Raw genomic sequence first — 23,787 nt, 5'->3', positions numbered from 1 at the left:
GATTTCCGGGCTTCTGGCGGAGACGCTTTATTGTTCGTCGCCGCAACTGGCAGTGGCTCAGGCTGGGCACGTCCAATGGTCCGCCCCGAGAGCGGCAAGGAGAGGTAAGATGATCGCCCCTGACGCCACCCCGCCCCCGGCGCCCAAGCCCTGGTATCGGCACCTCTATGTTCAGGTGCTGGTGGCGATCGCCGCCGGCGTGCTGCTCGGGCATTTCTATCCGGCGACGGGCGAGGCGATGAAGCCGATCGGCGACGGGTTCATCAAGCTCGTGAAGATGATCATCGCTCCCGTCATCTTCCTGACGATCGTCACCGGCATCGCGGGGATGCGCGACCTCGCCTCGGTGGGCCGCGTCGCGGGCAAGGCCTTCGCCTATTTCCTCTTCTTCTCGACGCTGGCGCTGATCGTCGGGCTGGTCGTTGCCAATGTCGTCCAGCCGGGCGCGGGCCTCAACATCGATCCCGCCAGCCTCGACGCCGGCAAGGTCGCCGACTACGCCGCCAAGGCGCACGAGACGACGCTGACGGGCTTTCTCCTGAGCATCATCCCCGATAGCTTCGTCAGCGGCCTCGCGGCAGGCAACATTCTCCAGACGCTGTTCGTCGCAATCCTGTTCGGCATCGGTCTCGCTCTGATCGGCGAGCGGGGCGAGCGCATCACCAACGCACTCGAGGATCTGTCGCTCGCGGTGTTCAAGGTGGTGGCGATCCTGATGAAGGCAGCGCCCGTCGGCGCGTTCGGCGCCATGGCGTTCACGATCGGCAAGTACGGCGTCGGCAGCCTCGCCAACCTCGCCGCGCTGGTCGGCACTTTCTACCTCACCAGCCTGTTGTTCGTGATCGTCGTGCTGGGCGCGGTGTCGGCCTGGGCGGGCTTCTCGATCTTCAAGCTGATCGCCTATCTCAAGGCCGAGCTGCTGCTCGTCCTTGGCACCTCCTCGTCCGAGAGCGCGCTGCCGAGCCTGATCGAGAAGATGGAGCGGGCGGGCTGTCCCAAGTCGATCGTCGGCCTCGTCGTGCCCACGGGCTACAGCTTCAACCTCGACGGGACCAACATCTACATGACGCTGGCGGCGTTGTTCATCGCGCAGGCGGTGGGCGTCGACCTGACGCTCGGCCAGCAACTCCTGCTGCTCGGGGTGGCGATGCTCTCGTCGAAGGGGGCGGCTGGCGTGACCGGCGCGGGCTTCATCACGCTCGCGGCGACGCTGTCGATCGTGCCGACGGTACCGGTTGCTGGCATGGCGCTGATCCTCGGCGTCGATCGCTTCATGTCCGAGTGCCGCAGCCTCACCAACTTCATCGGCAACGCGGTCGCCACGATCGTCGTCTCGCGATGGGAGGGGCGGCTCGACCGCGAGCAACTCGCCGCCGCGCTGGCGGGGCGCAGCCCCCGCGTCGATCAGATGACCGCCGACGCCGTCCCGGCCGAATAAGGAGGCTTCCCATGATCCGCACCATCCGCGCCCGCTTGGGCGCCACGGCCTCGCTCTGCCTGCTTCCGGTGGCACCGGCCGCCGCGCAGACCGGCCCCTCGCCTGAGGCGGCGACTCCCGCGCAGGATCGCACCCGCCAGCAGCTGGCGGCCCCGCTGTCGGAGTCCTATCCGGAGGCCGCGGTCGGCGACGGCGTCACCAGCGGCGGCTACAACCAGTCGCGCTGGGCCGAGGACTGGAGCCGGATGCGCAATCCGGCCAACCGCACCAGCGCCATCGACCGGCTGAAGTTCCTACCGCTGGCGGGCGACGACGTCTATGTCACGTTGTCCGGCGAGCTTCGGCTCCGCACCAACCTGACCACCAATCCAGACCTTCGCGAGCGGGAGGCGCAGCGGCAGGACATCAACCGGGTCGTCGCTGGGGCTGACTTGCACATCGGCAAGCATTTTCGCGCATTCGGCGAGGTGGCGCATGCCGGAATCAGCGGCCCGAACATCGGCGCGCCCTCCGGCTTCCTCAGGAACGACCTGGTCATCCAGCAATCCTTCGTCGAGGCCGATGCCGAAGTCGGCGGCGTCGATCTGGGCATTCGTTACGGGCGTCAGACATTTGCCGACGGCCCCAACCTGCTCGTCGTGCCGCGCGACAACAACACGATCCTGTTCAGCTTCAACGGCGTGCGCGCCTGGGCCCGTGGCAAGACCGCGCGCGTCGACCTGTTCGACTTCACTCCCACGCGACTGGGACAGGGCGGCACGGGCGACGACCTCAACGAGGACGGCCGACGCTTCTCGGGCGTGTCCGCCGGTTTGGTCGTACCCGAGACGCTGTTCGGCAACTCGAAACTCTATGTCGACCCCTTCGTCTGGCGCCTCCGCAACCGCGCCGCGGTGTGGGGCGGGCAGCCGGCGCGCGAAGTGCGCAATTTCTATGGCCTGCACGTCTGGGGTGATGCGGGACCGGTCACCATCGACTGGACGGTCAACCGTCAGACCGGCGATTATGACGGCCGTGACATTTCCGCCTGGCTCCTGCTGTTCGCGCAAAGCTACCGCATCGGCAAGGGGGCGACCGCGCCGCGGGTGGGCTTCCATGCCGACTATGCCTCGGGCGGCGGGGCCTATGGCGATGGCACGCTGCGCACCTCGCTCGCGCCGTTCGGTAACAACATCTATTACAGCTACCAGCTCTTTGCGACGCCGACCAACCTGATCGCGGTTGCGCCCAACGTCAGCTTCACGCCGGCGAAGAAGGTGCGTGCCTCGCTCGAATATCAGCTGTCGTGGCGCGACGACGTGCGCGACGCCGTCTATCGCGCCAGTGGACAGGCATTCGCCGGCACGCAGAACGCCGACGGGCGCAAGATCGCCGACACGCTGCGCGCGCAGATTGTCTGGACGATCACGCCCCAGCTATCCTTCACCGGCCGGTACGAGCATCTGATCGCGGGGCCGGCGCTGCGCAATGCGGGCTATTCGAGTTCGGATTTCCTTGCCGGCTGGCTGAGCTTTCGCTTCTGATGGCGTCCGTGGAGAATGCAATGACCAATGCCACCACCAGCGATCGCCGCCACCGACTGAAATCGATCATCGGTGGATCGACCGGCAACATGGTCGAATGGTTCGACTGGTACGTCTATTCGGCCTTCACCCTCTATTTCGCGCCGCATTTCTTTCCGAAGGGCAGCCAGACCGCGCAGCTCCTGAGCGCCGCTGCCGTGTTTGCGGTCGGGTTCATCATGCGGCCGGTCGGCGCGTGGATCATGGGCATCTACGCCGACCGGCATGGGCGCAAGGCGGGCCTCACCCTGTCGGTGACGCTCATGTGCGCGGGCTCGCTCATCATCGCGCTGACGCCGGGCTACGAGACGATCGGGCTGGCGGCACCGGCGCTTCTGGTGCTCGCGCGGTTGATGCAGGGGCTGTCGGTCGGCGGCGAGTACGGCGCCTCGGCGACCTACCTGTCGGAAATGGCGGGGCGCGACCGGCGCGGGTTCTTCTCGTCCTTTCAATACGTCACGCTGATCTCGGGCCAGCTCCTTGCCATCTCGCTGCTCCTCATCCTCCAGGCGAGCATGTCTCCGCAGGCGCTCGAGGCGTGGGGCTGGCGCATTCCCTTCGCGATCGGTGCGGTGCTGGCAGTCGTCGTCTTCCGCATCCGTCGCGGGCTGGCCGAGACCGAGAGCTACAAGAACGCGAAAGAGAGCGGCGCCGAGAAGTCGGGGGCGCTGATGCTGCTGCGGCGGCACCCGCGCGAGTTCGCGCTGGTCATGCTCCTGACGGCGGGGGGCACGCTCGCCTTCTACGCCTATTCGATCTACATGCAGAAGTTCCTGGTCAATACCAGCGGCTTCAGCCGCGAGGCGGCGAGCCAGATCAATGCCGCCACGCTGTTCGTGTTCATGTGCCTTCAGCCGCTGGCGGGCGGGCTGTCCGACCGGGTGGGGCGCAAGCCGTTGATGGTCGGCTTCGGGATTGCGGGCGTCCTGTTCACCTACCCGATCTTCGCCGCGCTGGAGCAGACACGCGACGTGTGGGTTGCGGGATCGCTGGTGATGGCGGCGCTGGTGATCGTCACCGGCTATACCTCGATCAACGCGGTGGTGAAGGCCGAGCTGTTCCCCGCGCATGTCCGCGCGCTGGGGGTGGCGCTCCCCTATGCGCTCGCCAACACGATCTTCGGCGGGACGGCGGAATATGTCGCGCTGTCGTTCAAGAACAATGGATGGGAACGCGGCTTCTACTGGTATGTGACCGCGATGATCGGTGTCTCGCTCATCGTGTACCTGCGCATGCGCGATACCCGCGCGAACAGCGCGATCGGCGAGGACTAGACAGGGCGGGGCAGCGATACCAAAGAAGGGGTGCGCGACGCCCGGGAGAGCCGCGCCCCTTTTCACAGTTCGAGAACCGCCCCATGTCCGCCGCGCCGCTTGCCGTTGTCCTCGTCTCCGGGGGGCTCGATTCGATGGTCGCGGCGGGGCGGGCGCGCGAGGCGGGGTTCGACATCCTCGCGCTGTCCGTCGACTACAACCAGCGCCATCAGGTCGAACTTGCCGCCGCGCGCCGCATCGCCCGCGCGCTGGAGGCGAAGCGCCACGTCGTCCTGCCGCTCGACCTGTCGGCCTTCGGCGGCTCGGCGCTGACTGCCGAAATTGAGGTGCCTAAGGGCGGCGTCGGCGACGATATCCCCGTCACCTATGTGCCCGCGCGCAACACGATCTTCCTCAGCCTCGCTTTGGGCTGGGCCGAGGCGGCGGGCGCCCGCGACCTGTTCATCGGCGTCAACGCGCTCGACTATTCGGGCTATCCCGATTGCCGGCCCGAGTTCATCGCCGCGTTCGAGGGGCTGGCCGAACTCGCGACCAAGGCGGGGGTCGAGGGCGAGCCGTTCCGCATCCATGCCCCGCTCCAGCACATGACCAAGGCCGATATCGCGCGCGAGGCAGCGCGGCTTGGCCTCGACGCGGGCATGAGCTGGTCCTGCTATGACCCCGCGCCCGGCGGCATGCATTGCGGCCTGTGCGACAGCTGCCGCCTGCGCTCGAAGGGCTTCGAGGAAGCGGGATTACCCGACCCGACGATCTACGCGGCGCGGCCATGAGCTACGCCGTCAAGGAGCTTTTCCTGACGCTGCAGGGCGAGGGGTTCCATGCCGGGCGGCGTGCGGTGTTCGTGCGCTTCGCCGGCTGCAACCTCTGGTCAGGGCGCGAGGAGGACCGTGCAACCGCGATCTGCAAGTTCTGCGATACCGATTTCGTCGGCATGGACGGCGGCGGCGGCGCGCGCTTCGCCGATGCGGGTGCGCTGGCGGCGGCGGTGGTCGAGGCTTGGGGGCAGGGGGCCGAGCGCCGCTTCGTCGTGCTGACCGGGGGCGAGCCGATGCTCCAGGTCGACGACGCCATCGTCCATGCGCTCCACGATGCCGGTTTTACGATCGCGATCGAGAGCAACGGCACGTTGCCCGTCCACCCCGGCATCGACTGGGTGTGCATCAGCCCCAAGGCGGGGAGCGAGGTCGTCCAGCGGTCCGGCGACGAACTGAAGCTCGTCTGGCCGCAGCCGGGCACCGATGTTGCCGAGATCGAGCGGTGGGACTTCCGCCACTTCCTTGTCCAGCCGCTCGACGATGCTGCGGGTCAGGCGAACTGGGACGCGGCGACCGCGTTCGCGATGGAACGGCCGAAATGGCGATTGTCGCTCCAGACGCACAAGCTGCTGGGCCTTCGATAGTCGCATGCACATCGACGCCACCGCGATCGTCCTCTCGGTGCGCGCGCATGGCGAGCATGGCGCGGTGGTGCGCGCGCTCACCCCCGCGGACGGGGTACAGCCGGGCTATGTCCGCGGCGGGCGGTCGCGGGCGCTTCGACCAGTGCTCCAGCCGGGCAATCTCGTCCGCGGCGACTGGCGGGCGCGGGCGGATAGCCAGCTCGCCGCGCTGACGGTCGAGCTGATCGAAAGCCGCGCGCCCCTCTTTGCCGAGGCGCTGCCCGCCGGCGCGATCGAGTGGCTGACCGCGCTCACCGTTGCGACCTTGCCCGAGGGGCAGGGCTATCCGCGCCTCTATGCCGCGCTCGACGCCGTCATCGCCGCGGTCGAGGCGGCGCCTGCGGCGCGCGGCTGGGCGGGGCTGGTCGCGCGCTACGAGCTGTTGCTGCTCGCCGAACTCGGCTTCGGCCTCGCGCTCGACCAGTGCGCCGCGACGGGATCGCGCGAGGATCTCGCCTTCGTCAGTCCCAAGAGCGGCGCGGCCGTCTCGCGCGGCGCGGCGCACGGCTATGAGGCGCGGCTGTTCCCGCTGCCGCCCTTCCTGGTCGCGGGCGGCGAGGCGCCCGACTGGCCGGCGATCTTCGGCGCCCTCGCCATCACCGGCCATTTCCTCGAACGCGATCTTGTGACGGGCCGCGCGGTCGAGGCGCTGGCGGCACGAGCGCGGCTGATCGACCGGTTGCGGCGCGCCGCGGGCTAGGGCATTGGCGGGCCTCAAGAGGGAGGGTTCATGCCGCATCTGATCGCCGTGTTGCCGGGGGACGGCATCGGCCCCGAGGTTGCCGCCGAGGCGCGGCGCGTGCTCGAGGCGACTGGCCTCGACCTCGTCTTCGAGGAAGCGCCCGTCGGCGGCGCCGCCTATGACGCGGCGGGCCATCCGCTGCCGCCCGCGACGCTTGATCTCGCGCATCGCGCAGATGCGATCCTGTTCGGAGCGGTCGGCGACGCGCGCTACGACGGGCTGGAGCGGGCGCTGCGGCCCGAGCAGGCGATCTTGGGACTGCGCAAGGAACTCGGCCTGTTCGCCAATCTGCGTCCGGCCAAGCTGTTCAACGGGCTGGAGGATGCTTCCGCCCTCCGGCCCGAGATCGCCGCGACGATCGACCTCGTCATCGTCCGCGAGCTGACCGGCGACGTCTATTTCGGGCTCAAGTCCCGCGGCACCAGCGCCGAGGGGCTGCGCGAGGGCCGCGACCTGATGCGCTATGACGAGGCCGAGGTGGCGCGCATCGCCCGGGTGGGGTTCGAGACTGCGCGGACAAGGGGCTCGCGGCTGTGCTCGGTGGACAAGGCGAATGTCCTCGAAACCTCGCAGCTGTGGCGCGACGTGGTGATCGAGGTGGCGGCCGACTATCCCGACGTGGCGCTCACCCACATGTATGTCGATAATGCCGCGATGCAGCTGGTGCGCGATCCGGGGCAGTTCGACGTGATCGTCACCGGCAACCTGTTCGGCGATATCCTCTCGGATCAGGCGTCGATGTGCGCGGGGTCGATCGGGATGCTGCCCTCCGCCGCGCTCGGCGCGACCGGCAAGGGGCTGTACGAGCCGATCCACGGTTCCGCGCCCGACATAGCGGGACAGGGCAAGGCCAATCCCTGCGCAGCGATTCTTTCGGCGGCGATGCTGCTGCGCCATTCGCTGGGCGAGGCCGCGGCTGCCGACCGGATCGAGGCGGCGGTGGCCGCGGCGATCGCCGGCGGCGCCCGCACCGCGGACCTCGGCGGCAACCTGTCCACACGCGGGATGGCCGATCGCATCCTCGCCGGGCTCTGACACGCCCGATGCTCGAACTCGCGGTCGTCGTGCCCGTGTTCAACGAGGTGAAGAACGTCGCAACGATGGTCGCGCGCCTCGATCAGGTGCTCGCCGGGCGGATGTGGGAAGTCATCTTCGTCGACGACGACAGTCCCGATGGCACCGCTGAGGTCGCACGCGAACTCGGGCAGGTGGATCCGCGGGTCCGGGTGATCCAGCGGATCGGCCGGCGTGGGCTGTCGACCGCGTGCATCGAGGGGATGTGCGCGACCGCCGCGCCGCTGGTCGCGGTGATTGACGGCGATATGCAGCATGACGAGTCCCTGCTGCCCGCAATGGCGGACGCGCTGGCGGGCGACCACACCCTCGACCTCGTCATCGGCTCGCGCTTCGTCGAGGGGGGCGGGACCGGCGACTGGGACCGTGACCGCGTGGCCAAGTCCGAGTTCGCGACCCGGCTCTCTCGCCGCGTCCTCAACGCGGACCTCTCCGATCCGATGAGCGGCTTCTTCATGATCCGTTCGGACCTGCTCCGTACCCTGGTGCCCAAGCTGTCGGGCATCGGCTTCAAGATCCTGCTCGACATCATGACCGCGAGCGAAAGGCCGCTCCGGTTCAAGGAGTTGCCCTATGTCTTTCGCACGCGGACCGAGGGTGAGAGCAAGCTCGATCACGTGGTGGCCATGGAATATCTAATCGCGCTCTACGACCGGATGTTCGGCAAGATCGTGCCCGTCCGCTTCGCGATGTTCTCGGCGATCGGCGCGCTGGGGGCGGGCGTCCACATGACGATCCTGTCGGCGCTCTATGTCGGGCTGGGCGCGAGCTTCATCCTCGGGACCATCGTGGCGACGGTGGTCGCGATGACGTTCAACTTCTTCCTCAACAACGCGCTCACCTATCGCGACCGGCGGTTGAAGGGGGCTAGGGCGCTGTTCGACGGCTGGGTGTCGTTCTGCGTCGTCTGCTCGGTGGGGGCGGCAGCCAATGTCGGCGTCGCAGCCTTCCTCCATGATGTGCGCGCAGGGTACTGGGCGCTCTCGGCGATCGCGGGGATCGTGGTGGGGGCAGTGTGGAACTTCGCGCTGTCGTCGCGCTTCACTTGGGGACGGTACGGGCGAAAGGCGTCGGCCTGATCCTCAAGCTGCCGCGAGAGCGGGAGCCAAGGCTTCGACACGCTGTCCTGCTCGGCCTTGGGCTCCCGCTTTTGCGGAAGCACAGGGCTCACAGATCCACCCCCGCCGCAATCGCCTCGAGCTTCTTGATCCGCTCCTTGAGGTCGGCGATCTCGATCCGCTGCGTGGGCGAGGGGCCGGGCATGTCGCTGGGCATGTGATTCCCGGCAAGCGCCATCTGCTGCTGCTTGAGCGCCAGCCAGCCGCGCCATGCGGTGAGCATGCCCGCCGTCACCATCGCCAGCGCGACGAGGCCCGCGGCAGCCATCACGAGATAGAATTGGGGGTCCTGCATCGCAGCTTCTCCCAGCTTGAACACGGGCGCCATCAGGCGCGGTTGTCGTCGCGCAGCCGCGCGATCTCTCGGTCGAGGCGGACGCTGTCCTCGCTGTCGGTGACGACGCGCTCGAGGACGGCGACGCGCTCCTTCAGTGTGCGAATCTCTTCGCGCATCCGGATTGCGTCAGGGTGGTCGGCGGGCTGGCTTCCCTGAGCCTTGACCTTGGCCTGGACGATCTTGCCGATCGTGACCACCGCCACGATCCCGACGACCATCGAAAACGGGTCCATCTCTTCAACTCCCTTCCGTTCTCGTTCAGTTGAGCGGCGCGTCCCGCAACCGCTCGATCTCGTCGGCAAGGGCCATGCCGCGATCGGTGACGATCCGCTCGAGCACCCGCACTCGCTCCTCCAGCCGCTCGACATGCGCCGCATATTGCGCGGCCTTTTCGGCGGTCTGGGCATTGAGCGCGGTCGTCATCGCTTCCTTGTGGCGAAGCCAGCGCTTGAACATGTCCCCGCCGACGCCGGCGCTGACGGGAATGCCCACGACGATCATGAAAAAGGCGATTGCGGTCATGTTCATCGCCGGTCCTTTCTCAGTTCGAACGACTGCCGCGCAGCTGCTCGATCTCGCGGTCAAGGCTGTGGGCGCTGTCGGTGACGATCCGCTCGACATTGGCGAGCCGGTCCTTGATCGAGCCCAGCTCGGCGCGCAGTTGCGCGTTTTCCTGACTCAGGAGCTTGATCCGCTCCATCGCCTCGTCGTCGCGCTTGGGATAGATCGCCTGACCCCAGGCGCCGTCGAGCGGGTAGCCGTTCTTGATGCGCAGCCAGGTGGTGAACATCCAGGCGATCAGGCCCAGCGCGCCGATGCTCATGCCGCCAGCGATAATCCAGGGCAGGTTCGGAATGATGACGTTCTCGGCCATGTCTCGGATACTCCCTTCAGCGCAGCGCGTCGATGTCGCGGTTCAGCCGCTCGGCGGGATCGGTGGCGATCCGCTCGAGGACGGCGATACGCTCCTCGAGCCGGCCGATCTGGCCGACCAGCCGCTCGTTCTCGCTGGTCAGCAGCTCGATCTTGCGCTCGGCATCGGGGCCGCCGCTCTTGTGGACGGTCCGGCCATTGTCATCCGTCAGCGGGTAGCCATGCTTGGCCTTTACCCAGGTGCTGAATGCGATGCTGATGCTGATCGAGGCGACAATAAGGACGGGGACCAGCCAACTATACTGCATCAGTCTTCTCCCTTTTGACCTGCGCGCCTCAGCGCAGCCGGTCGATCTCGTCGGCGAGGCGGGTGTTGCGCCCCACATAGAAGCTCTCGATTTCGGCGAGGCGCCGATCGATGTCGCGGAACTTCGAGCGGACCTCGGCGGTCGAGCGCTTGGGGTTTGAGCGGACGCGCTGCCAGAACTTCTCGTCCTCGGGGCTCTCATAGAGGCCGTAGGGCTTGGCCGGCGCCATCCAGGCGATCATGCCATAGGCGACCAGCGTCCAGGGAAAGCCCCCGAGCAGCGTCAGCATCACCGCGCCGACGCGGACCCAGATCACATCGACCCCGGTATAGTCCGCGATGCCGGCGCAGACACCCATCCACTTGCCGTTCTGCTTGTCGACATAGAGCTTGGTGCGGCTGGCAGACATCAATTCCTCCTCGAGAAATCATAGTTGGACCGCTCGTCCTCGTCGCGCGGACGCGGCGTGCTCGGACGGAAGTCGGGGTTGTCGGCGGCGACGATGCGCTCGATCGTCTCGAGCCGCTCGTCGAGCCGGCGGGCGAGGTGGTGCAGCTCGTCGAGCAGCTTCTCGTCCTCGCCGGTCATCGTCGGCGCCTGTTTCCACTTGGTCAGATAGTGGAGGATGATCCAGGGCATGCCGACGAACAGGATGCCGCAGATCACGATCGGCAGGAAAACGTCTTCCATCGATCAGCCCTCCTTGTTGAGGCGGGCCTTGAGCGCGGCGAGCTCGGCATCGACCTTCTCGGCCGACTTGAGCTCTGCGATCTCTTCCTCAAGGCTCTTCGGCCCGTTCATCCCTGCGGCATCGGCGCGGCCCTCGGCCAGATCGACGCGGCGCTCGAGCGTGTCGAAGCGCGAGAAGGCGTCGGCCACGCGCTCGCCGGCATACATCTCGCGCAGGCGATAGCGGTTCTCGGCGCTTTCCAGCCGGGTCGCGATCGAGTTCTGGCGGGCACGCGCCTCGCGAAGCTTGTTCTGGAGCTTGGCGATGTCTGCCTCCGACGCCTTGAGCGCATCGTCGAGCACGCTGATCTCGGCCTGGAGCTGTTCGGCCATGTCGGCGGCCTTCTGGCGCTCGATCAACGCCGCCTTGGCCAGGTCCTCGCGGTCCTTGGACAGCGCGAGCTCGGCCTTCTCGGTCCAGCTTTCCTGCAGCTTCTCAAGCTTCGAGATGTGCCGACGCATTTCCTTCTGGTCGGCGATGGTCCGGGCGGCCGACGCGCGTACCTCGACCAGCGTCTCCTCCATCTCGAGGATGATCATACGGATCATCTTCGCCGGGTCCTCGGCCTTGTCGAGCAGGTCGGTGACGTTGGCGGCGATGATGTCGCGCGTCCGGGAGAAAATGCCCATTTAAACGAACTCCTTGCGTGTAATTCTAAAAATCCGGGGCGAGGATGGGGGCCTCGCCCCGGCCAGGGGCCGGTCAGCCCTGGGGCTGGCCGGCGGGAACCTCTGCATGAAACTTCTGGATGCGCGCCGCCAGGTCCAGCGCCGTCCGGCGAACCTGGGGGCGGGCCCGATTGGCGCCGGGCGTCGAGAAGAACACCTCGACCGGCACCACCCGCACACGGCCGCGCATCGACGCGGGCATCGGCGGGAAGGCAGTCGCATTGACCGCGCGCAGCGCCTCGTCGTCGAGGATGCGGTTGCCGGTCGGCACGTCGAGCGAGGTGGCATAAAGCCGACCCTCGCGGTCGAAATGCGCCGCGACGATCGCTGCCTTCTGGGTGCGGATCGCGGCGGGCACCGACGGCACATCGCGAACCTGATTCTGGAGCGAGCCGCTCACGCGGGCCGTCCATTCGCGGCGCTCGTCGCCCGTGGCGCGTGCCGGCGCGACGGCGAGGCCCAGCGCGAGGGTTGAGGCGGCGACGGCGCCGAGCAGCGACAGGATCGGTTGGCGAACATTCTGGCTGGCCTTCGCAAACATTGGGGGTTCTCCCTGAACCTTGGCTGTTCTTCCTGCCACTCTGCGGTGGTCGAAGCATGCTCTGCACGGGGCGTGCCAGTTTCGCCGGCGAGCAATTTCCCTCGCATTTCTGTCGATCGGTTCAGCAAGTCTGCGATTTCGGTTGCCAAGCATTGGCAAAATCCACCATCAAGCGGTGCATGGAACGTGCAGCTCCGGTCATTGGCCAGTCGACCGCCTTTCTCGACGCGCTCGAACGCGCCAGCCGCGCGGCACCTCTCGATCGCCCAGTCCTCGTCATCGGCGAGCGGGGGACGGGCAAGGAACTGGTGGCAGAGCGCCTGCACCGCCTGTCAGGCCGCTGGTCGCAGCCGCTCGTGATCATGAACTGTGCCGCGCTGCCCGAGACGCTGATCGAGGCGGAGCTGTTCGGGCACGAGGCAGGCGCCTTTACCGGCGCCTCGAAGGCCCGGGCGGGCCGCTTCGAGGAGGCGGATGGCGGTACCTTGTTCCTCGATGAACTGGGAACGCTGTCGATGGCGGCGCAGGACCGGCTGCTGCGCGCAGTCGAATATGGCGAGATCACGCGCATCGGTTCGTCGCGCCCGCTGCGCGTCGATGTGCGCATCGTCGCGGCGACCAACGAGCATCTGCCCGACCGCGTCCTCAAGGGGACGTTTCGCGCCGACCTGCTCGACCGCCTGAGCTTCGAGGTGGTGACGCTGCCGCCGCTCCGGGCACGCAGCGGCGATATCCTCGTCCTTGCGGACCATTTCGGGCGCCGCATGGCCGCCGAGCTGGGGCGTGACCGCTGGCACGGTTTCGGGCCGGAGGCGATCGAGATGCTCGAGAACCATCGCTGGCCCGGCAATGTCCGCGAGCTGCGCAACGCGGTCGAACGGGCGGTCTATCGCTGGGAGCGCGACGGGCCGGTCGACATGATCCAGATCGACCCGTTCGATTCGCCCTGGCGCCCGGCGTCGAGCGGAGGCATCAACCCGCCCGCGGCCGCTGAGCAGGGCGAGGTTTCGACGCCTGCGCCGAGCAAGCCGTCGGAGCCGCCGATCGAGGGCGATTTCCGCACCCGCGTCTCGACCTACGAACGCCGCCTTCTCACGCGCGCGATGGCCGAACACCGCTACAACCAGCGCGCGACGGCCGAGGCGCTGGGGCTTACCTACGACCAGCTGCGCCACGCGCTGAGAAAGCACGGCTTGTTGTCGGGCTGATCCACGCGCGGCCATGTTTCGGCTATTGCGTTACCCCGGACTTGAAGCTGGGTCCCTTGCTTCCCCTCAAAGCAGGGCAAGAAGAAAGAAGCGAGATCGCGGGTCGCGCCTGCGGTGGCGGGACGTGCGGGGGGCTATGCTTGTCGGAAAGTTGCGATAGGGTGCCGCCTCAACCAGAAGGTGGGCGGGTGACGGATCGGAAGCTAAAGGGGGTCGCGCTGTTCCGCGCGGCGCTGACCAATCGCAAGACGGCGGCGATGCTCGTCCTCGGCTTTGCCTCGGGCCTGCCGTTCACGCTGCTGATCGGCACCCTCAATGCGTGGCTCGGCGAATTGAAGGTCAGCCTGGCGACGATCGGCGTGCTGTCGTGGATCGGTCTCGCCTATGCCTTCAAGTTCCTCTGGTCGCCCGTTGTCGATCGGCTGCGGCTGCCGTTGATCGGCGCGCTGGGGCGACGGCGATCGTGGCTGGTGCTGTGTCAGGGGCTGCTCGCCGTGGCGCTCTGGGGCCTCGCCGCCACCGATCCGCTGACGTCGATCGGGTCGTTTGCGGGAATCGCCGTGCTCGCTGCCTTTCTATCAGCGACGCAGGATATCGCCATTGCTGCGTGGCGCATCGAATCGGCCGACGAGACCGCCTCGGTCGAGTTCCTCGCCGCGGTCGAGCAGCTCGGCAACCGGCTCGCGGCCCTCGCGGGCGGGGCGCTCGCCCTGGTGCTCGCGGCGCGGCTCGACTGGCCGAGCGTCTATGTCGGCTTCGGTTTCGTCATGCTGGTCGCGGTCGCGGTGACGCTGTTTCTGCCCGAGGCGAAGCTCGACGCCGCCGATGCCGCACAGCCGCTGGCGGGCCACGCCGTGCCCGATCGCGCGAAGCGCCGCGTGGCGCTCGCGATCGTCGCAATCTGCTGGACCTGGGCGATCGTGACGTTGGGCGGCTTCATGATCTCCGCGTTGCAGCCGCCGGTGCCGGGCGTACCTGCGCCCTCGGCGAGCGACTTCACGCGGATGACCGGACCGTGGATCATCGTCGCTACCGTCATCATTCCCGCGCTGGTCGCCGGCTGGACCCGCCGCCTGCCCCAGCATCAGGGCGGGGGCGAGCCGATGGGCGGCGCACGCGCCGCGGCCGACCACAGCTATCGCGCGCTGATCCTGCCGCTCGCCGAGATTGTCGACCGGCTGAAATGGGGTGCGATCCTCGTGCTCGCGGTGATCCTGCTCTATCGTATCGCCGATTCGATCTGGGCGCCGTTCGCCTTTCCCTTCTATCTCGACTTCCTCGGCTATTCGAACGACGAGGTGGCGTTTGCCTCGAAACTGTTCGGCGTCTGGATGACGATCGGCGGCGTGGCGCTGGGCGGTTTCCTGCTCGCGACATGGGGGCGGATGCCGACGCTGGTGGCGGGCGGGGTGGTCGCTGCGCTTTCTAACCTTCTCTATGCCGACATGGCGCTGGGCGGGGCGGGGATCGACGGCTTCGCCCGGCTGGTGGGTCTCGACAGCGTGGGCGTCGATCCGCGGCTGATGCGGCTCCTGATCGCCATCTGCGGCGAGAACATCGCGGGCGGGCTCGCGGGCACCGCGTTCGTCGCTTACATCTCCTCGATTACCGCGCGCGAATACAGCGCGGTCCAATATGCGCTGCTGTCGTCGATGACCTTCCTGGTCGGCGCGCTGGGACGAGCGGCGACGGGCGAGGCGATCGACGTCTATGGCTATGCCAACGTCTTTTTCGTGACCGCCGGGCTGGGCGGGATCGCGGTGCTGCTGGTGCTCGCCGAATGGTGGCGCGGGGCGGCGCGCGGGCCCGTGCTCGCCGACGAGCCCGAGGTCAGTCCCGCCTGATCGGCAGGCCGAGATCGGCAAAGGCGCTTACCACGGCAGCGAGCGCGCAGACCGCCGCATCCGCCTGTCGTACGCCGATCAGGTCGGCGATCAGATAGGCGGATCGGCCGGGATTGGCGTCGAAGCCGCGAAGCGCCTCGATCAGCGTCGCTTCGGCCGCGGTCATGCGCGGGCAGCACCACGGCGCGATCGGGATCGGCCGGGCGGCGGACACCGACAGCTCGTGCATCAGCACGCGCAGCAGCATCAGCGGCCGACGGAAATCGACGCCAAAGGCGGTGAGGAAGGCGTTTGCGGCCGTCGCCTCGTCAAGGCCCTGCGCGCCCATCTGGCGGATGCCGAACAGGATCAGGCGCGCGGCGGGATCGCCGGGCTGGAGATGGGGCAGGGGCGCCGACAGGGTTTCGAGCGTGCGCGTCAAGGCGGGGTCCTTTCGCTGACCCGCTCCTTGTCGCCGCTCAGTTATTGATAGTCAATATCAATAAAGGATCAGCTTGGCGCTTCGTCGTTCATCTCGAGCACCCGGCCGGCAAGATAGAGCGAGCCGAGGATCAGCACGTCGCCGGGCCAGTCCGACAGGCTGTCGACCGCAGCGAGGACGTCAGTCGCCGATTGGGCCTCAAGCCCGCGTTCGCGCGCCATCGCGGCGAGCGCCTCGGGCGAATGGCAGGGATGCGAGGGGACGGGCACCGCCCGCACCGGCCCGACATGCGCGGCCAGCGCGTCGAGGATGCCGCCCGCGTCCTTGTTCGCGAGCACGCCAAGGATCAGGGCCGGCTTGGCGGGCAGCATCGCCAGATGGGCGGCCGCAGCATCGGCGGCGTTGCGGTTGTGCGCGCCGTCGAGCAGCATTGCGCCCCTGACCCGGCTCGCGAGCGGGCCGGGCCGCAGCCTCTGCATCCTCGCGGGCCAAAAGGTGCGCGTCGCGGCGGCCTTGATCGCCTCGTCAGGGACTCGGATAGCGTCCTGCGCCCGCAGCATCGCAGCGGCGAGCGCCAGATTTTCGTGCTGGTGGACGCCTGGAAGGTTCGGTGCGGGTAGCTCGAGCGATCCGCGGGCGTCCTCGAACCTGATTGAATCACCCTTGGTCCACGACCGCCATTCGACGCCGCGTTGATGAAGCACCGCGCCCGTCCGCTCGGCTACGGCCTCGATCACTGCGGCGCAGCTCTCCGGCTGGTCGAGTGTCACCAGCGGCACGCCGGCTCGCGCGATGCCCGCCTTCTCGCCTGCGATCGCCTCGATCGTGTCGCCCAGGAATGCCTGATGGTCGATCCCCAGCCTTGCAATCGCGCCGACCAGAGACACCGGGATGATATTGGTCGCATCGAGTCGCCCGCCGAGCCCCACCTCGATCACGCAGGCGTCAGCAGGCGCACGCGCGAAGGCGAGAAAGGCGGCCGCCGTCGTCACCTCGAAAAAGCTCGCGCCGATTTCGCCGCCCGCATCGAGCACTTCGGCCATCAGCGAGGCGAGCGTCCGGTCGTCGATCAACGTCCCCGCCACCCGGATCCTCTCGTTGAAGCGGACGAGGTGCGGACTGGTATAGACATGCACCCGATAGCCCGCCGCCTCCAGCGCGGTGCGCAGGAAGGCACAGGTCGATCCCTTGCCGTTGGTCCCGGCGACATGGAAGACGGGCGGCAGCGCGCAGTGCGGATCGCCGACGCGCGCGAGCAGTCGTGCGATCCGGTCGAGCCCCAGAGTGTCGGCGCCGGGGCCGAGCGCATTCAGCCGGTCGAACTGTGCCTGGACGAACGGATCGTCGGAGCGGGCGTGATCGGCCATCAACCGATCGCCGCGACGATGCGCGATGCGGCCTTATCCGGAGGGACGTTGCCGGTGTCGATTGTCAGATCGGCGGGCGGCATTACGGCGCCACAAGCGGCCATCTCGGATCGCAGCCCGCGCAGCAGCTCGACATCCGTCAGCTTGCCGAACGCCCGGCGATCCGCCTCGACCAGGCGGCGCTCCTGCTCTGCCACGTCAATCGTCAGCGCGACAACGAGCGTCCTGCGGCCTGCCTTGTGCCAGGCTTCCGCCAGGGTCGGGATGAACGCCTGCGTCACGGTCGGTTCGGGCGCGAAGGTGAAGATCGTGTCGCGTCCCGCCGCTGCTGCCTCGCCCAGCAGGGCGAGCCACGTCGCTTCGCGCAATCGCACGAACGGCTCGCTGCCGAACGGGAACAGCGCGGTCACCGCGTCGACGACCAGATGATTGTGGAACAGCGCGAATCCGGTCCGCTCGGCGACGATCCGCCCGATCGTCAGCTTGCCGCTGGCCGGCGGGCCGTGCAGCAGGAGGAGCGTCAAGCCGCCGCCCGGTCGTGCGCCAGATAGTCGATCAGCGTCGCCAGGCGCCCGCGCAGGTCCTTACGCTCGACCACCATGTCGATGAGGCCATGGTCGCGATAATATTCGCTGGTCTGGAAGTTCTCGGGCAGCTTCTCGCGGATCGTCTGTTCGATCACGCGGCGGCCGGTAAAGGCGAGCGTCGCCTTGGGTTCGGCGATCTGCACGTCGCCGAGCATCGCATAGGCGGCCATGACTCCGCCCGAGGTCGGGTCGGTCAGCACGACGATATAGGGCAGGCCCGCATCGTGCAGCATCTCGATCGCCACGGTGGTTCGCGGCATCTGCATGAGGCTGAGGATGCCCTCCTGCATCCGCGCACCGCCGCTCGCGGTAAAGACGATGAAGGGCGCGCGGGCGGCGATCGCCGCCTCGACGCCGGCGATGAAGCCTTCGCCCACCGCCTGGCCCATCGACCCGCCCATGAAGGCGAAGTTCTGGACGCCCACGACAGCGCGCCGACCCTCGATATTGCCGCGCGCCGACACAAAGGCGTCCTGGTCGCCGGTGTCGGCCCGGGCCGCCTTCAGCCGCCCGGCATAGGGCTTGGTATCGCGGAACTTGAGCGGATCCTCGGCGACGCGCGGAGCGGGGAGGAGCTTGCACGTCCCCTCGTCGAACAAATGCGCGAAGCGTGCCTTCGGCCCGATGCGGCCGTGATGGTCGCACAGGGGGCAGACCGACAGATTCTCCTCATATTCCTTGTTGAAGATCATCTGCCCGCAGCCCTTGCACTTGTGCCACAGATTGTCGGGCGTCTCCTTGGTCGGGACGACCGAGGCGAGAGCGTTGCGGACACGGTTGAGCCAGCTCATGCGGGAATCCTGGAGGTTTCGATCGCGTCCTTCAGCGAACGCACATAGTCGGTAACGTGGGGGGCGGCGGCGCTGCCGTGCTGCGCGACGATCTCGACGATCGCCGAACCGACGACGACGCCGTCGGCAACGCGCGCGATCGCGGCGGCCTGATCGGGAGTGCGCACGCCGAAACCGACTGCGATGGGAAGGTCGGTCCCGGCCTTAAGATGCCGCACGGCGTCCTCGATCGAAGCCTGCGCGGCCTGCTGAAGCCCGGTAATGCCCGCGACCGAGACGTAATATACGAAGCCCGATGCCCCCTCGAGCACCGCTGGCAGTCGCGCCACGTCGGTGGTCGGGGTAGCGAGACGGATCAGGTCGATCCCGGCCGCGCGGAGAGCCGGGCCGAGCGCGTCGTCCTCCTCGGGCGGCACGTCGACGCAGATGACGCCGTCGACGCCGGCTTCGGCGATGGCGCTGGCGAACCATTCCGGCCCGCGGCGCAGCATCGGGTTGGCATAGCCCATCAGGACGAGCGGCACGTCCGGGTGCCTGTCGCGAAAGCCGCTTGCGATCGACAGGATGTCGGCCGTCGTCGTGCCCACGCCGAGGCTGCGGATGTTCGCCGCCTGGATCGCGGGACCATCGGCCATCGGATCGGTAAACGGCATCCCAAGCTCGATAACGTCCGCTCCGCCCGCGACGAGCGCATCGAGGATCGCGGGCGTCGCAGCGGGCGTCGGATCGCCCGCCGTCACGAACGCGACCAGGGCGGCGTGCGGCTTGGCAAAGGCGGCGGCGAGGCGGGTCAAATCGCCACCCCCAGCGCGTCCGCCACCGTGAAGATGTCCTTGTCCCCCCGCCCGCACAGGTTGGCCAGGATGACCTTATCCCGCGGCATCTCGCGCGCACGCTTCGCCACCGCGGCAATGGCGTGAGCGGGTTCGAGGGCGGGAATGATCCCTTCGGTCCGGCAGAGGAGCTGGAAGGCGTCGAGCGCCTCGGTATCGGTGATCGATGTATACTCGACGCGGCCGATCTCTTTCAGCCACGCGTGTTCCGGCCCGATGCCGGGATAGTCGAGGCCCGCCGAGATCGAATGCGCCTCGGCGATCTGGCCGTCCTCGTCCTGAAGCAAATAGGTCTTGTTGCCGTGGAGCACGCCCGGCGCGCCGCCGGCGAGGCTCGCGGCATGCAGCTTGTCGAGGCCATGGCCCGCCGCCTCGACGCCCAGCATCTTGACGTCGGCATCGTCGAGGAAGGGGTGGAACAGCCCGATCGCGTTCGACCCGCCGCCAATCGCCGCGACGAGCAGGTCGGGCAGGCGGCCGGTGCGGCGCAGCATCTGCTCGCGCGCCTCGCGCCCGATCACGCTCTGGAAATCGCGGACGAGCTCCGGGTACGGGTGCGGGCCGGCGGCGGTGCCGATGATGTAGAAGGTGTCGTGGACGTTGGCGACCCAGTCGCGCAGCGCCTCGTTCATCGCGTCCTTGAGCGTTGCCGAGCCCGAGGTGACGGGGCGCACCTCCGCTCCCAGCAGCTTCATGCGGAACACGTTCGGTTGCTGGCGCGCGGCGTCGGTCGCGCCCATGAAGATGGTGCAGGGCAGGCCGAAGCGCGCGCAGACGGTGGCGGTGGCGACGCCGTGCTGGCCCGCGCCCGTCTCGGCGATGATGCGCGTCTTGCCCATCCGCATCGCGAGCAGGATCTGGCCGACGCAATTGTTGATCTTGTGCGCGCCCGTATGGTTGAGCTCGTCGCGCTTGAACCAGACCTCCGCGCCCATGCCCGGCTCGGCGCTTTCCCGAAGCGCTTCGGTCAGTCGCTCGGCATAATAGAGCGGGCTGGGGCGGCCGACATAATGTTCGAGCAGGTCGTCGAACTGCGCGGCGAAAGCGGGATCGGCCTTGGCCGCGCGATACTCGCGCTCGAGGTCGAGGATCAGCGGCATCAGCGTCTCGGCGACGTAGCGGCCGCCGAACTCGCCGAAATGGCCGCGCTCGTCGGGTTGCTGGCGCAAGCTGTTGGGGGCGTTCATGGCCGCCACTTAGCGACGACGGGCCGTGAACGGAAGCCCGCGGGTCAGGCGGCGGATACCGCCTTGAGGAACGCCCTGATCTTGGCGGGGTCCTTGACGCCCGGCGCGCTTTCGACGCCCGAGGACACATCGACGATCTCGGCGCCCGTCCCGTGGATCGCCTCGGCGACATTGCCTGCGTCGAGCCCGCCCGACAGCGCCCAGGGGGCAGGGTGCGCGATCCCTTCGAGCAGCCCCCAGTCGAAGCGCACGCCCATGCCGCCGGGCAGGGTTGCGCCCTCGGGCGTCTTGGCGTCGTAGAGGATGCGGTCGACAAGGCCCGCGAGCGGGCGCGCGGCATCGAGGTCGGCGCGCGCCTTGACCGCGACCGCGGCCCAGACCGGCAGGCGGTAACGCGCGCGGATCGCGGCGATCCGCTCGGGCGCGGTCTTGTGAAGCTGCAGCACGTCGAGCCGTCCGGCGCCAATGGCGGGTTCCAGCAGGTCGTCGGCCGGATCGACGAACACGCCCACGCGGCCAACATGCCCCGGCACCCGCGCCGCCAGCCCCGCCGCCGCATCGAACGACAGGTGGCGGGGGGAAGAGGCGAAGAAGACGAAGCCGACATGGCTCGCTCCACCGCTGATCGCCGCGTCGAGCGTGTCGGGCGCCCGGAGGCCGCAGATCTTGGCAGTGGTCATGTGGCCCGCGTTAGCGGCGCTTTCCGCCCCGCGATAGGCCCGGTTCATCCTGCGTTAGCGTAGCCGTGCTATACGGCGGGAAAGAGGAGGTTCGTGATGCGGTTCAACCCCATCGTCCGCGCCAAATCGCGTGGGTTCGTCATTGCCATGGTCGTCGGTGCGCTCTTGCTCGCCGGGCTGCTGGTCGGTGCCGGTCAGGCGCTTACCAACTATGCGACGGCGGTCTGATCCCGACCCGTATCGTCGGTGGGGCTAAGCTTCTCGAAGCTCTGCCTCTTCTTCTGCATCTTGGTAGAGAAAGGCAGCGTTTCGACAAGCTCAGCGCGTACGGAGCGATTCAGGCGTCGATGCTGACGCCCAGCGATGCGTTCACCAGTCCGCCGTCGACGGTCAGTGTTTCTCCCACGACATAATCGCCCGCGCGGCTCGCGAGGTAGATCGCCGCCGCGGCCATGTCCTCCGCTTCGCCGATGCGGCCTGCGGGAATTGCCTTGGCTACAGTCTCACCATGGTCGCGCGCCGCCTTGTTCATGTCGCTGGCGAAGGCGCCGGGCGCGAGCGACGTGACGGCGATATTGTCGCGGATCAGCCGCGCGGCCATGCGGCGAGTGAGGTGGATGAGCGCCGCCTTCGACGCCTGATAGCTATAGGTTTCCCAGGGGTTGGGCCGCTGGCCGTCGATCGAGGTGATATTCATGACCTTGGCCGGCCGCCCGCCCGCGCCGCTCGCCTTCAGTAGGGAGTGAAGCGCCTGCGTCAGGAAAAAGGGCGACTTGACGTTCAGGTTCATCACCTTGTCCCAGCCCGTCTCGGGGAAGGTGTCGAACGCCTCTCCCCACGCCGCGCCGGCATTGTTGACGAGGATGTCGAGCGCCCCCTCGCGCTCTCCGATCGCGGTGGCGAGTGCGCGGCAGCCCTCGACCGTCGAGACATCGGCGGGCAGGGCGATGGCGTTCTCGCCTAGCTCGCCCGCAGTCGCCTCGCACGCGTCGGCCTTGCGCGAGCTCACATAGACGCGCGCACCCATGCCGACGAAGCCCGTCGCGATCATCCGGCCGATGCCGCGCGACCCGCCGGTGACGAGCGCCACGCGACCGTCGAGGCGGAAGAGGCTGTTGGTATCCATGCGTGCTCCTGTTCAGCGCTGGCGCGCGGCGTCGTTGACCTCGATCCGGTGGCCATCGGGATCGCGGATATAGACCTGTCGCACGCCGTCGGTGCGCAGGCGCTGGATGGTCGAGGGCTTGTCCTCGAAGTCGGTGAAGGGGATGCCGTCACGCACCAGCATCGCGACGAAGCCGTCGAAATCGGCGACCGCAAAGGCCAAGTGGTTGCCGCGATCCACTCCCACCGGTGCGGTCCTGTCGGGGATCAGGTGCATTGCGAACCCTCCGCCCAGGTCCAGCCAGCGGCGGTTCCTCACCGGCGCTTTCAACTCGGGAAAGCCGAACACGCGCGTGTAGAAGTCGGCGCTCCGGTCGAGGTCGCTGACCGAGATTGCGACGTGATCGCCGCGAGCAGCCACGGGGACCGGGCGGTCCTGCGCCAAAGCGGGTGGTGTCAGGACAAGTGCGGCGAGGACCAGCTTATGAATGATCAACCTCCCCGCTTCATCGTTTCGCGCGCGACGATGATCTGCTGGATCTGAGTCGTCCCCTCATAGATGCGGAAAAGCCGCACATCGCGATAGAGCCGTTCGATCCCGTAATCAGCGATATATCCCGCGCCGCCATGCACCTGCACCGCGCGGTCGGCGACGCGGCCTACCATTTCGCTGGCGAACAGCTTGGCCGCCGCGCTTTCGAGCACCACGTCGTTGCCGCAATCCTTCGATGCGGCGGTTTCGAGGACGAGTGCGCGGGCAGCGAGCGCCTCGGTCTTCGAATCGGCGATCATCGCCTGCACCAGCTGGTGCTCGGCGATGGGCTTGCCGAACTGGCGGCGTTCGGCGGCATAGGCGACGGTGTCGGCGATCAGCCTCTCGGCAACGCCCACGCAAACCGCGGCGATATGCAGCCGCCCGCGGTCGAGCACCTGCATGGCGATGCGAAAGCCCTCGCCCTCTTCGCCCAGCCGATTGGCGGCGGGGACGGGCACGTCGTCGAAATGGACGTCGCAGACATGCGCGCCCTTCTGTCCCATCTTCTTCTCGGGCGGCCCGACGCGAAGGCCGGGCAGGTCGCGGGGCACGAGGAACGCGCTGACCCCGCGTCCGCCCGCCGCCTCGCCGGTGCGCGCCATGACGGTGAACAGGTCCGCCTTGTCGGCATTGGTGATGTAGCGCTTGGTCCCCGACAGCCGGTAGGTGTCCCCCTCCCGCACCGCACGAGTCTTCACGCTCCCCGAATCGCTGCCGACATCGGGTTCGGTCAGCGCGAAGCTGGTGACGATCTCGCCGCTGGCGATGCGCGGCAGCCATTCGGCCTTCTGCTCGGGCGTGCCGGCGATGACGAGACCCTGGCTGCCGATCCCGACATTGGTGCCAAAGGCCGAGCGGAAGGCCGGGGTGGTGCGCCCCGTCTCCATCGCCACGCGCACTTCCTCGATCATCGACAGGCCGAGGCCGCCATATTCGGGAGCGATCGACAGGCCGAACAGGCCCATGTCGCGCATCTCGGCGACGATGTCGGGGGGAATCGCGTCGTCGGCCTCGACCTGTGCTTCCAGCGGGCGCAGTCGCTCGGCGACGAAGCGGCGCACCGCCTCCAGCAGCGTATCGAAGGTTTCGGCGTCGAGCGCCATGGGCGGCATCCTCTCCGTCGGGGC

Annotated in this window: 30 protein-coding genes; 11 read left to right on the top strand and 19 right to left on the bottom strand. The window is 68.0% G+C overall.

Features of this window, described 5'->3' with window-relative positions:
* The first annotated feature begins 109 nt into the window (after positions 1-109).
* The 8 genes from COC42_RS16900 to COC42_RS16865 all read left to right on the top strand — a co-directional run bounded on the left by COC42_RS16900 (position 110) and on the right by COC42_RS16865 (position 8,607).
* On the top strand, positions 110-1,438 hold the full coding sequence (locus COC42_RS16900) for a dicarboxylate/amino acid:cation symporter (RefSeq protein ID WP_096344523.1): 1,329 nt from the start codon (positions 110-112) through the stop codon (positions 1,436-1,438).
* A gap of 11 nt (positions 1,439-1,449) precedes the next feature.
* Positions 1,450-2,961 carry an alginate export family protein gene (locus COC42_RS16895; protein WP_096344522.1) on the top strand — a complete coding sequence of 504 codons (1,512 nt, stop codon included), beginning with the start codon at positions 1,450-1,452 and terminating at the stop codon, positions 2,959-2,961.
* Between the two features lie 20 nt (positions 2,962-2,981).
* A complete protein-coding gene (locus COC42_RS16890) occupies positions 2,982-4,274 on the top strand; it encodes an MFS transporter (protein WP_096344588.1) in 1,293 nt (430 codons plus the stop codon).
* An 83-nt stretch (positions 4,275-4,357) separates the two neighbouring features.
* Positions 4,358-5,044: a 7-cyano-7-deazaguanine synthase QueC gene (queC, locus tag COC42_RS16885; RefSeq protein ID WP_096344521.1), complete on the top strand. Its 687-nt coding sequence runs from the start codon at positions 4,358-4,360 to the stop codon at positions 5,042-5,044.
* The gene (queE, locus tag COC42_RS16880) at positions 5,041-5,673 is read left to right on the top strand and encodes a 7-carboxy-7-deazaguanine synthase (RefSeq protein ID WP_096344520.1); all 633 of its coding nucleotides are present in this window, start codon (positions 5,041-5,043) and stop codon (positions 5,671-5,673) included. The genes queC and queE overlap by 4 nt, the downstream gene beginning before the upstream one ends.
* A 4-nt stretch (positions 5,674-5,677) precedes the next feature.
* Positions 5,678-6,412, top strand: coding sequence for a DNA repair protein RecO (gene recO, locus COC42_RS16875; protein WP_096344519.1), 735 nt, complete (start codon positions 5,678-5,680; stop codon positions 6,410-6,412).
* Between the two features lie 30 nt (positions 6,413-6,442).
* Positions 6,443-7,489 (top strand): 3-isopropylmalate dehydrogenase, encoded by a 1,047-nt coding sequence (leuB, locus tag COC42_RS16870; RefSeq protein WP_096344518.1) that lies wholly within the window; start codon positions 6,443-6,445, stop codon positions 7,487-7,489.
* Between the two features lie 8 nt (positions 7,490-7,497).
* Positions 7,498-8,607, top strand: coding sequence for a glycosyltransferase family 2 protein (locus COC42_RS16865; protein WP_096344517.1), 1,110 nt, complete (start codon positions 7,498-7,500; stop codon positions 8,605-8,607).
* An 88-nt stretch (positions 8,608-8,695) separates the two neighbouring features.
* Here COC42_RS16865 and COC42_RS16860 read toward each other — a convergent pair whose 3' ends face one another.
* From COC42_RS16860 to COC42_RS16820, 9 genes are all read right to left on the bottom strand, one after another.
* Positions 8,696-8,941, bottom strand: a complete 246-nt coding sequence (locus COC42_RS16860; protein WP_096344587.1) for a hypothetical protein — start codon at positions 8,939-8,941, stop codon at positions 8,696-8,698.
* Between the two features lie 32 nt (positions 8,942-8,973).
* Positions 8,974-9,216, bottom strand: coding sequence for a hypothetical protein (locus COC42_RS16855; RefSeq protein WP_176484727.1), 243 nt, complete (start codon positions 9,214-9,216; stop codon positions 8,974-8,976).
* Positions 9,217-9,241: 25 nt separating this feature from the next.
* Entirely contained in the window at positions 9,242-9,505 is a 264-nt protein-coding gene (locus COC42_RS16850; RefSeq protein WP_176484732.1) for a hypothetical protein, read from the bottom strand.
* A 19-nt stretch (positions 9,506-9,524) separates the two neighbouring features.
* Positions 9,525-9,857, bottom strand: coding sequence for a hypothetical protein (locus tag COC42_RS16845; protein ID WP_096344515.1), 333 nt, complete (start codon positions 9,855-9,857; stop codon positions 9,525-9,527).
* A gap of 16 nt (positions 9,858-9,873) precedes the next feature.
* The gene (locus COC42_RS16840) at positions 9,874-10,164 is read right to left on the bottom strand and encodes a hypothetical protein (RefSeq protein WP_096344514.1); all 291 of its coding nucleotides are present in this window, start codon (positions 10,162-10,164) and stop codon (positions 9,874-9,876) included.
* A gap of 28 nt (positions 10,165-10,192) precedes the next feature.
* Positions 10,193-10,573, bottom strand: coding sequence for an envelope stress response membrane protein PspC (gene pspC / locus COC42_RS16835; RefSeq protein ID WP_096344513.1), 381 nt, complete (start codon positions 10,571-10,573; stop codon positions 10,193-10,195).
* Positions 10,573-10,854 carry an envelope stress response membrane protein PspB gene (gene pspB, locus COC42_RS16830; RefSeq protein WP_096344512.1) on the bottom strand — a complete coding sequence of 94 codons (282 nt, stop codon included), beginning with the start codon at positions 10,852-10,854 and terminating at the stop codon, positions 10,573-10,575. The genes pspC and pspB overlap by 1 nt, the downstream gene beginning before the upstream one ends.
* 3 nt (positions 10,855-10,857) lie before the next feature.
* The gene (pspA, locus tag COC42_RS16825; RefSeq protein WP_096344511.1) at positions 10,858-11,523 is read right to left on the bottom strand and encodes a phage shock protein PspA; all 666 of its coding nucleotides are present in this window, start codon (positions 11,521-11,523) and stop codon (positions 10,858-10,860) included.
* Positions 11,524-11,596: 73 nt separating this feature from the next.
* The gene (locus COC42_RS16820) at positions 11,597-12,103 is read right to left on the bottom strand and encodes a TonB C-terminal domain-containing protein (RefSeq protein ID WP_176484726.1); all 507 of its coding nucleotides are present in this window, start codon (positions 12,101-12,103) and stop codon (positions 11,597-11,599) included.
* A gap of 179 nt (positions 12,104-12,282) precedes the next feature.
* On the opposite strand from COC42_RS16820, the gene pspF reads away from it, so the two are divergent.
* Both pspF and COC42_RS16810 read left to right on the top strand, forming a co-directional pair.
* A complete protein-coding gene (pspF, locus tag COC42_RS16815) occupies positions 12,283-13,311 on the top strand; it encodes a phage shock protein operon transcriptional activator (RefSeq protein WP_096344509.1) in 1,029 nt (342 codons plus the stop codon).
* A gap of 188 nt (positions 13,312-13,499) precedes the next feature.
* On the top strand, positions 13,500-15,155 hold the full coding sequence (locus tag COC42_RS16810) for an AmpG family muropeptide MFS transporter (protein ID WP_342747323.1): 1,656 nt from the start codon (positions 13,500-13,502) through the stop codon (positions 15,153-15,155).
* Here COC42_RS16810 and COC42_RS16805 read toward each other — a convergent pair.
* From COC42_RS16805 to COC42_RS16775, 7 genes are all read right to left on the bottom strand, one after another.
* Positions 15,142-15,576, bottom strand: a complete 435-nt coding sequence (locus COC42_RS16805; protein ID WP_096344508.1) for a DUF6628 family protein — start codon at positions 15,574-15,576, stop codon at positions 15,142-15,144. The genes COC42_RS16810 and COC42_RS16805 overlap by 14 nt on opposite strands.
* A gap of 68 nt (positions 15,577-15,644) precedes the next feature.
* Positions 15,645-16,943, bottom strand: coding sequence for a bifunctional folylpolyglutamate synthase/dihydrofolate synthase (locus tag COC42_RS16800; RefSeq protein WP_096344507.1), 1,299 nt, complete (start codon positions 16,941-16,943; stop codon positions 15,645-15,647).
* Positions 16,943-17,467 (bottom strand): nucleoside/nucleotide kinase family protein, encoded by a 525-nt coding sequence (locus COC42_RS16795; RefSeq protein WP_096344506.1) that lies wholly within the window; start codon positions 17,465-17,467, stop codon positions 16,943-16,945. Before COC42_RS16795 ends, COC42_RS16800 begins: the two co-directional genes overlap by 1 nt.
* Positions 17,464-18,321, bottom strand: a complete 858-nt coding sequence (gene accD, locus COC42_RS16790; protein ID WP_096344505.1) for an acetyl-CoA carboxylase, carboxyltransferase subunit beta — start codon at positions 18,319-18,321, stop codon at positions 17,464-17,466. Before accD ends, COC42_RS16795 begins: the two co-directional genes overlap by 4 nt.
* A complete protein-coding gene (gene trpA / locus COC42_RS16785) occupies positions 18,318-19,115 on the bottom strand; it encodes a tryptophan synthase subunit alpha (protein WP_096344504.1) in 798 nt (265 codons plus the stop codon). Before trpA ends, accD begins: the two co-directional genes overlap by 4 nt.
* Complete coding sequence (trpB, locus tag COC42_RS16780) at positions 19,112-20,341, bottom strand: tryptophan synthase subunit beta (RefSeq protein WP_096344503.1); 1,230 nt, start codon at positions 20,339-20,341, stop codon at positions 19,112-19,114. The genes trpA and trpB overlap by 4 nt, the downstream gene beginning before the upstream one ends.
* A 44-nt stretch (positions 20,342-20,385) precedes the next feature.
* Positions 20,386-21,021, bottom strand: coding sequence for a phosphoribosylanthranilate isomerase (locus COC42_RS16775; RefSeq protein WP_096344584.1), 636 nt, complete (start codon positions 21,019-21,021; stop codon positions 20,386-20,388).
* A 96-nt stretch (positions 21,022-21,117) separates the two neighbouring features.
* Here COC42_RS16775 and COC42_RS18145 point away from each other — a divergent pair, with 96 nt between their 5' ends.
* Positions 21,118-21,249 carry a hypothetical protein gene (locus COC42_RS18145; RefSeq protein ID WP_281253119.1) on the top strand — a complete coding sequence of 44 codons (132 nt, stop codon included), beginning with the start codon at positions 21,118-21,120 and terminating at the stop codon, positions 21,247-21,249.
* Positions 21,250-21,358: 109 nt separating this feature from the next.
* Here COC42_RS18145 and COC42_RS16770 read toward each other — a convergent pair whose 3' ends face one another.
* The 3 genes from COC42_RS16770 to COC42_RS16760 are packed head-to-tail and all read right to left on the bottom strand — an operon-like array spanning position 21,359 to position 23,763.
* On the bottom strand, positions 21,359-22,147 hold the full coding sequence (locus COC42_RS16770) for an SDR family oxidoreductase (RefSeq protein ID WP_096344502.1): 789 nt from the start codon (positions 22,145-22,147) through the stop codon (positions 21,359-21,361).
* 12 nt (positions 22,148-22,159) lie between these two features.
* Complete coding sequence (locus COC42_RS16765; protein ID WP_096344501.1) at positions 22,160-22,621, bottom strand: VOC family protein; 462 nt, start codon at positions 22,619-22,621, stop codon at positions 22,160-22,162.
* Complete coding sequence (locus COC42_RS16760) at positions 22,618-23,763, bottom strand: acyl-CoA dehydrogenase family protein (RefSeq protein ID WP_096344500.1); 1,146 nt, start codon at positions 23,761-23,763, stop codon at positions 22,618-22,620. Before COC42_RS16760 ends, COC42_RS16765 begins: the two co-directional genes overlap by 4 nt.
* Positions 23,764-23,787: the final 24 nt, after the last annotated feature.

It is taken from the genome of Sphingomonas spermidinifaciens (assembly GCF_002351485.1).
Taxonomy (GTDB): Bacteria; Pseudomonadota; Alphaproteobacteria; order Sphingomonadales; family Sphingomonadaceae; genus Sphingomonas; species Sphingomonas spermidinifaciens.
The sequence above is the reverse complement of the archived record's forward strand: the minus strand, read 5'-3'. Positions and strand labels throughout refer to the sequence as shown.

Coding starts and splice junctions, on each gene's coding strand:
- queC (WP_096344521.1), top strand. CDS start 4,358: ATGTCCGCCGCGCCGCTTGCCGTTGTCCTCGTCTCCGGGGGGCTCGAT.
- COC42_RS16850 (WP_176484732.1), bottom strand. CDS start 9,505: ATGACCGCAATCGCCTTTTTCATGATCGTCGTGGGCATTCCCGTCAGC.
- COC42_RS16770 (WP_096344502.1), bottom strand. CDS start 22,147: ATGGATACCAACAGCCTCTTCCGCCTCGACGGTCGCGTGGCGCTCGTC.
- COC42_RS16820 (WP_176484726.1), bottom strand. CDS start 12,103: ATGTTTGCGAAGGCCAGCCAGAATGTTCGCCAACCGATCCTGTCGCTG.
- queE (WP_096344520.1), top strand. CDS start 5,041: ATGAGCTACGCCGTCAAGGAGCTTTTCCTGACGCTGCAGGGCGAGGGG.
- COC42_RS18145 (WP_281253119.1), top strand. CDS start 21,118: ATGCGGTTCAACCCCATCGTCCGCGCCAAATCGCGTGGGTTCGTCATT.
- pspB (WP_096344512.1), bottom strand. CDS start 10,854: ATGGAAGACGTTTTCCTGCCGATCGTGATCTGCGGCATCCTGTTCGTC.
- COC42_RS16890 (WP_096344588.1), top strand. CDS start 2,982: ATGACCAATGCCACCACCAGCGATCGCCGCCACCGACTGAAATCGATC.
- COC42_RS16900 (WP_096344523.1), top strand. CDS start 110: ATGATCGCCCCTGACGCCACCCCGCCCCCGGCGCCCAAGCCCTGGTAT.
- pspA (WP_096344511.1), bottom strand. CDS start 11,523: ATGGGCATTTTCTCCCGGACGCGCGACATCATCGCCGCCAACGTCACC.
- COC42_RS16760 (WP_096344500.1), bottom strand. CDS start 23,763: ATGGCGCTCGACGCCGAAACCTTCGATACGCTGCTGGAGGCGGTGCGC.
- accD (WP_096344505.1), bottom strand. CDS start 18,321: ATGAGCTGGCTCAACCGTGTCCGCAACGCTCTCGCCTCGGTCGTCCCG.
- COC42_RS16865 (WP_096344517.1), top strand. CDS start 7,498: ATGCTCGAACTCGCGGTCGTCGTGCCCGTGTTCAACGAGGTGAAGAAC.
- recO (WP_096344519.1), top strand. CDS start 5,678: ATGCACATCGACGCCACCGCGATCGTCCTCTCGGTGCGCGCGCATGGC.
- COC42_RS16860 (WP_096344587.1), bottom strand. CDS start 8,941: ATGCAGGACCCCCAATTCTATCTCGTGATGGCTGCCGCGGGCCTCGTC.
- pspF (WP_096344509.1), top strand. CDS start 12,283: ATGGAACGTGCAGCTCCGGTCATTGGCCAGTCGACCGCCTTTCTCGAC.
- pspC (WP_096344513.1), bottom strand. CDS start 10,573: ATGTCTGCCAGCCGCACCAAGCTCTATGTCGACAAGCAGAACGGCAAG.
- COC42_RS16855 (WP_176484727.1), bottom strand. CDS start 9,216: ATGGACCCGTTTTCGATGGTCGTCGGGATCGTGGCGGTGGTCACGATC.
- COC42_RS16840 (WP_096344514.1), bottom strand. CDS start 10,164: ATGCAGTATAGTTGGCTGGTCCCCGTCCTTATTGTCGCCTCGATCAGC.
- COC42_RS16775 (WP_096344584.1), bottom strand. CDS start 21,021: ATGACCACTGCCAAGATCTGCGGCCTCCGGGCGCCCGACACGCTCGAC.
- COC42_RS16800 (WP_096344507.1), bottom strand. CDS start 16,943: ATGGCCGATCACGCCCGCTCCGACGATCCGTTCGTCCAGGCACAGTTC.
- COC42_RS16845 (WP_096344515.1), bottom strand. CDS start 9,857: ATGGCCGAGAACGTCATCATTCCGAACCTGCCCTGGATTATCGCTGGC.
- trpB (WP_096344503.1), bottom strand. CDS start 20,341: ATGAACGCCCCCAACAGCTTGCGCCAGCAACCCGACGAGCGCGGCCAT.
- leuB (WP_096344518.1), top strand. CDS start 6,443: ATGCCGCATCTGATCGCCGTGTTGCCGGGGGACGGCATCGGCCCCGAG.
- COC42_RS16895 (WP_096344522.1), top strand. CDS start 1,450: ATGATCCGCACCATCCGCGCCCGCTTGGGCGCCACGGCCTCGCTCTGC.